Origin of the sequence: Pseudomonas sp. R62, from assembly GCF_000257605.1 — a bacterium.
Lineage (GTDB): Bacteria > Pseudomonadota > Gammaproteobacteria > Pseudomonadales > Pseudomonadaceae > Aquipseudomonas > Aquipseudomonas atacamensis.
In genome coordinates, this window is sequence record NZ_JH635998.1 from 3,256,796 (window position 1) to 3,261,170 (window position 4,375).

Annotated in this window: 5 protein-coding genes; 2 read left to right on the forward strand and 3 right to left on the reverse strand. The window is 62.3% G+C overall.

Annotation, left to right across the window (positions count from 1 at the left end):
- Positions 1–362: FAD-dependent oxidoreductase (locus OQK_RS15735; protein WP_016773226.1), on the reverse strand; the 362-nt coding region annotated here is incomplete at its 3' end.
- Between the two features lie 197 nt (positions 363–559).
- Between OQK_RS15735 and OQK_RS15740 the strand changes: the two genes are divergently transcribed.
- Both OQK_RS15740 and hemH read left to right on the forward strand, forming a co-directional pair.
- The gene (locus tag OQK_RS15740) at positions 560–1,462 is read left to right on the forward strand and encodes a TIGR01777 family oxidoreductase (protein ID WP_016773227.1); all 903 of its coding nucleotides are present in this window, start codon (positions 560–562) and stop codon (positions 1,460–1,462) included.
- Positions 1,463–1,475: 13 nt separating this feature from the next.
- On the forward strand, positions 1,476–2,501 hold the full coding sequence (gene hemH / locus OQK_RS15745) for a ferrochelatase (RefSeq protein ID WP_016773228.1): 1,026 nt from the start codon (positions 1,476–1,478) through the stop codon (positions 2,499–2,501).
- A 134-nt stretch (positions 2,502–2,635) separates the two neighbouring features.
- Here the strand turns inward: hemH and OQK_RS15750 are convergent, their stop codons facing one another.
- On the reverse strand, positions 2,636–3,910 hold the full coding sequence (locus OQK_RS15750) for a uracil-xanthine permease family protein (RefSeq protein ID WP_016773229.1): 1,275 nt from the start codon (positions 3,908–3,910) through the stop codon (positions 2,636–2,638).
- Positions 3,911–3,912: 2 nt separating this feature from the next.
- Positions 3,913–4,375, reverse strand: a 463-nt coding sequence (gene upp / locus OQK_RS15755; protein WP_016773230.1) for a uracil phosphoribosyltransferase, incomplete at its 5' end; no start/stop codon positions are given.

Consider the following 4,375-nt stretch of genomic DNA (forward strand, 5'->3'; position numbering starts at 1 on the left):
TCCAGGCCATCGAGCAGGCCGCGGGTGATGGCGCTCATGCGCGGCGTGCCGACCCAGCGGGTCTGCTCGTCCGGCGACATGTTCAGTTGGCCGCCCTGGAAGGTGTACAGCTGCGGCGCCCACTCGGCGGCCCAGCCCTGGCTCTGCCAGCGCTGCACTTCGGTGACGAAGCGCCGGTCACGCGCGGTGAAGTATTGAGCGCCCAAGTCCAGCGAGCCGGCGTCGCTGCGCTTGCTCGACATGCGCCCGCCGCTGCCGCGGCTTTTATCGAACAGTTGAACGGTATGCCCGGTCTCTGTCAGAGCCTGAGCGGCGGAGAGCCCGGCGATGCCGGTGCCGATGATTGCGATAGGTACAGTCATAGGGGCCTCGTTTACCTTTCTGTACAGACTACGCCGTCGATCAAACCTGTACAATTCTGTTTTTTGGTATAACTTCTAGCGTTCTCGTTCTGACAGCTTGGCCTATTGTTAAACCATAGAGCCTGCCCGATCGAAAAGATCCCTGCCTATAAAAATAGACTAGTGATCCGGGTTAAACGCCACGCGAGGAAGATGTCATGCACATATTGCTGACCGGCGGTACTGGTTTGATCGGACGTCAGCTCTGCCGGCACTGGCTGGAGCAGGGCCATCGGCTGACGGTGTGGAGTCGCCGCGCGGAAAAAGTCGCGCAGATCTGCGGCGCGCAAGTGCGCGGAATTTCGCGTCTGGAGGACCTCGGCGAAGAGCCGCTGGATGCGATCGTCAATCTCGCCGGTGCGCCGATTGCCGACCGCCCCTGGACTCATCGCCGTAAGGCGTTGCTGTGGAGTAGCCGCATCACCCTGACGGAAACGCTACTGGCGTGGCTGGAAACTCGCGCGCAGAAACCGGCGCTGCTGATTTCCGGCTCGGCGATCGGCTGGTACGGCGACGGTGGCGAACGCGAGTTGACTGAAGAATCACCTCCCGGCATCGACGACTTCGCCAGTCAGTTGTGTATCGCTTGGGAAGAGACCGCGCTGCGTGCCGAGAACCTCGGCATCCGCGTGGTGCTGGTGCGAACCGGTCTGGTGCTGTCGGCCGAGGGCGGCTTTTTGTCGCGGCTGTTGCTGCCGTTCAAACTCGGGCTGGGCGGGCCTTTGGGCAATGGTCGACAGTGGATGCCGTGGATTCACATCGACGATCAAATCGCCCTGATTGATTTTCTTCTGCACCGGAATCAGGCGAGCGGTCCTTATAATGCCTGCGCGCCGAAACCTGTGCGCAACCGCGAATTTGCCAAGACCCTGGGCAGTGTGTTGCACCGCCCGGCGTTCATGCCGATGCCGACCCTGGCGCTGAAAGTCATGCTCGGCGAGCTGTCACTGTTATTGCTTGGCGGCCAGCGCGCGACGCCGGCACGCCTGGTGGAAGCGGGGTTCAGCTTCCGCTTTACGGATTTACGCGCGGCTCTGGATGATCTCTCCAGCCGCCTCTGAAATAGGACGTTGCATGACCGATCACGCTTTGCTTCTGGTCAACCTGGGCTCTCCGGCCTCCACCTCGGTGGCCGATGTGCGCAGCTACCTCAATCAATTTCTGATGGACCCCTACGTGATCGACCTGCCATGGCCGCTGCGGCGGTTGCTGGTGTCGCTGATCCTGATCAAGCGTCCCGAGCAATCGGCACACGCCTATGCCTCGATCTGGTGGGAGGAGGGTTCGCCGCTGGTGGTGCTCAGCCGCCGCTTGCAGGAGCAGATGACCCGGACTTGGAAACACGGCCCGGTGGATCTGGCGATGCGTTATGGCGAGCCGTCGATCGAAACCTGTCTGCTGCGTCTGGTCAAAGCGGGACACAAGAAGATCACGCTGGCGCCGCTGTACCCACAGTTCGCCGACAGCACCACGACCACCGTGATCGAAGAAGCCCGACGCGTGCTGCGCGAGATGAAGCTCGATGTGCAGTTGTCGATCTTGCAACCGTTCTACGATCAGCCGGAATACATCGAAGCACTGGCCGCCAGTGCGCGTCCGCATCTACAGCAGGATTACGATCATCTGCTGCTGAGCTTTCACGGCTTGCCTGAGCGCCATCTGAGCAAGCTCGACCCGACGGGCAATCACTGCCTCAAGGGCGCCGATTGCTGCCAGACCGCCTCGCCGGAGGTATTGGCGACCTGTTATCGCGCGCAGTGTTTCCGTACCGCCGCCGCCTTCGCCAAAACCATGGGGCTGGCGGACGGCAAATGGTCGGTGTCGTTTCAGTCGCGCCTGGGCCGGGCGAAATGGATCGAGCCGTATACCGAAGCGCGGCTGGATGAACTGGCCAAAAGCGGGGTGAAAAAGATTCTGGTGATGTGCCCGGCGTTCGTCGCCGATTGCATCGAGACGCTGGAAGAGATCGGCGATCGCGGCAAGGAACAGTTCCGCGAAGCGGGGGGCGAGGAGTTGCTGCTGGTGCCGTGCCTGAACGACGACCCGCAATGGGCCAAGGCGCTGGCCACGCTCTGCGAACGAGCGCCGCTGGCCCTCTGAGCAAGCCCGCTCACACAGTGATCGTTCCCACGCTCTGCGTGGGAATGCAGCCAGTGACGCTCCGCGTCACTGGACACCGGAGCGTCACCTTGAGGCATCCCCACGCGGAGCGTGGGAACGATCATTGCGGGGGGTTAAATCAGTGGCTCATCCGCCTTCTTCTGCTTCCAGCCGTCATTGCCCGGCAGGATCAGGTTCAGCGCAATCGCCACCACCGCGCACAGCGCGATGCCTTTGAGGCCGAAGTCATCAGGACCGGTGCCGGTGCCGACCAGCACGCCGCCGATACCGAACACCAGCGTCACCGAAACAATCACCAGGTTGCGCGCTTCGCCCAGGTCGATCTTGTGGCGGATCAGGGTGTTCATGCCCACCGCTGCGATCGAACCGAACAGCAAGCACAGAATCCCGCCCATCACCGGCACCGGAATGCTTTGCAGCAGCGCGCCGAACTTGCCGATGAACGCCAGGGTGATGGCGAAGATCGCCGCCCAGGTCATGATTTTCGGGTTGTAGTTCTTGGTCAGCATCACCGCGCCGGTCACTTCGGCGTAAGTGGTGTTGGGCGGGCCGCCGAACAGGCCGGCGGCGGTGGTGGCGATGCCGTCACCGAGCAGGGTGCGATGCAGGCCCGGCTTTTTCAGGTAATCGCGACCGGTCACGCTACCCACGGCAATCACGCCGCCGATGTGTTCGATCGCCGGGGCCAGCGCCACCGGAACGATGAACAGAATCGCCTGCCAGTTGAACTCGGGCGCGGTGAAGTGCGGCAAGGCAAACCACGGCGCTGCAGCAATTTTCGCCGTATCGACCACGCCGAAATAGAACGACATGGCAAAACCCACCAGCACGCCGGAAATGATCGGCACCAGACGGAAGATGCCCTTGCCGAACACCGCCACGATCAGCGTGGTCAGCAGCGCCGGCATGGAAATCATCATCGCCGTCTGATAGTGGATCAGCTCGGTGCCGTCGCCGGCCTTGCCCATCGCCATGTTCGCGGCAATCGGCGCCATGGCCAGGCCGATGGAGATGATCACCGGACCGATCACTACGGGCGGCAGCAAACGGTCAATGAAGCCGGTGCCTTTGATCTTCACAGCCAGGCCGAGGAAGGTGTAGACGAAACCGGCCGCCATCACCCCGCCCATGGTCGCGGCGAGGCCGAACTGGCCCTTGGCGAGAATGATCGGCGTGATGAAGGCGAAGCTCGACGCGAGGAACACCGGCACCTGTCGCCCGGTGACGATCTGGAACAGAATCGTCCCCAGACCTGCGGTGAACAGTGCCACGTTCGGGTCCAGGCCGGTGATCAGCGGCATCAGCACCAGGGCACCGAAGGCCACGAACAGCATCTGCGCACCGGACAGCACCGTGCGCCAGAGCGGATCGTTGAACTCTTGCTGCATGGTTACGCGTCCTTCTGCTTGGTGCCGAAGATCTTGTCACCAGCATCGCCAAGCCCAGGAATGATGTAGCCGTGCTCGTTCAAACGTTCATCGATGGACGCGGTGTAGATGGTCACGTCCGGGTGCGCTTGTTCGACGGCAGCAATGCCTTCCGGCGCGGCCACCAGGACCATGGCACGGATGTCGCGGCAACCGGCCTTTTTCAGCAGGTCGATGGTGGCAACCATGGAGCTGCCGGTGGCGAGCATCGGGTCGATGATCATCGCCAGGCGCTCGTCGATTTCCGGTACCAGTTTTTCCAGATAGGTGTGCGCTTGCAGGGTTTCTTCGTTGCGGGCAACGCCCACAGCGGAGACCTTGGCGCCCGGGATCAGGCTGAGCACGCCTTCGAGCATGCCGATGCCGGCACGCAGGATCGGCACGACGGTGATCTTCTTGCCGGCGATCTTCTCCACCGACACGGTG

What these genes read in the sequence shown, in the direction of transcription:
- OQK_RS15740 (WP_016773227.1), top strand. Translation starts at nt 560, where the DNA reads ATGCACATATTGCTGACCGGCGGTACTGGTTTGATCGGACGTCAGCTC.
- hemH (WP_016773228.1), top strand. Translation starts at nt 1,476, where the DNA reads ATGACCGATCACGCTTTGCTTCTGGTCAACCTGGGCTCTCCGGCCTCC.
- OQK_RS15750 (WP_016773229.1), bottom strand. Translation starts at nt 3,910, where the DNA reads ATGCAGCAAGAGTTCAACGATCCGCTCTGGCGCACGGTGCTGTCCGGT.